We start from the raw sequence: 1,015 nt of genomic DNA, 5'->3' as shown, positions 1-1,015 counted from the left end.
ATTAAAAAGTATAAGCTAAAGTAGCAGAGTATTCTTTATAATCAGAAGCAGAAGAACCTTCTAAATCATAATCAACATATAATAATCCTAAAGATAAAGAATCACTAAATGAATAACCAGCCATTAAGTTTAACTCACTTGATTCTGAATTAGCAACAAAATCAGTTTCACCATATAATGCACCTAATTCAACTCCTGCAATTGTGTATCCTAAAGAACCATATGTTGTTTCAGCATCTATTGCATAGTTATCATCACCATTATCAAATGGAGTGATATTATCACCATAAGTTGCAATACTTCCAACACCTGCTGTATCATCAGTTTTAATATAACCAACAGCTGCAGAAACACCTGCGATACTAGTACTTAATTCAACATTTCCAATTGAACCATCTGGTCCAAAATCTTCACTTGATGCTGCATATTGTGCAACTAATCCAAACATATCAGATGTATAAGTAGCTTTTAAACCATAAAAATCTGCAACATCAACTGCTGAATAAAAATAAGGGTTTAATTCAACACCATCAAATCCTGTATATTTAGCATCAACAACGTATGCACCATCAGTAACACCTAAATCAGTGAAATCACCAATTTCATCTTCATCAGCAGCAGCTTGTTGGTTAACATAACCTAAAACTATAGTTGTATCAGGAATAGCAGTAATTCCAGCAACAACAGCTTCATTATAATCACCTAACCATTCTAAATCAATAGCTTGTCTACCAACAGTTAAAGAAAACATATCATTAGCATATCTAATGTAAGCTTCTGTCATTAAAGCATCATTAGCTAAAGTAGCATCATCAATTGCATGACCAGCTTCAAAAGCAGCTTTAGCACTAAAACCTTTATATGTTGCAGTTTCATATCCTAAATTAATTGTTGCAAAACCAGAAGTTTCATCAGACAGACCACCTTTTCCATCATGCTCTAAAGCATATGCTGTTAAAGATCCTGATACTGTTCCTGTTTTAAATGCTTCATCTATTGTATCTGCAGCAAATGC

The 1,015-nt window shown here is 33.2% G+C and carries 1 protein-coding gene; it reads right to left on the bottom strand.

Going from position 1 to position 1,015, the window contains the following annotated elements; all coding sequences use genetic code 11:
• Position 1: 1 nt before the first annotated feature.
• On the bottom strand, positions 2–1,015 hold a 1,014-nt coding region (locus tag D9T19_RS14385; RefSeq protein WP_121628936.1), incomplete at its 5' end, for an Opr family porin.

Origin of the sequence: Poseidonibacter antarcticus (assembly GCF_003667345.1) — a bacterium.
Taxonomy (GTDB): Bacteria; Campylobacterota; Campylobacteria; order Campylobacterales; family Arcobacteraceae; genus Poseidonibacter; species Poseidonibacter antarcticus.
Note: the sequence above shows the minus strand (reverse complement) of the source record. Positions and strands in the feature narration are given on the sequence as shown.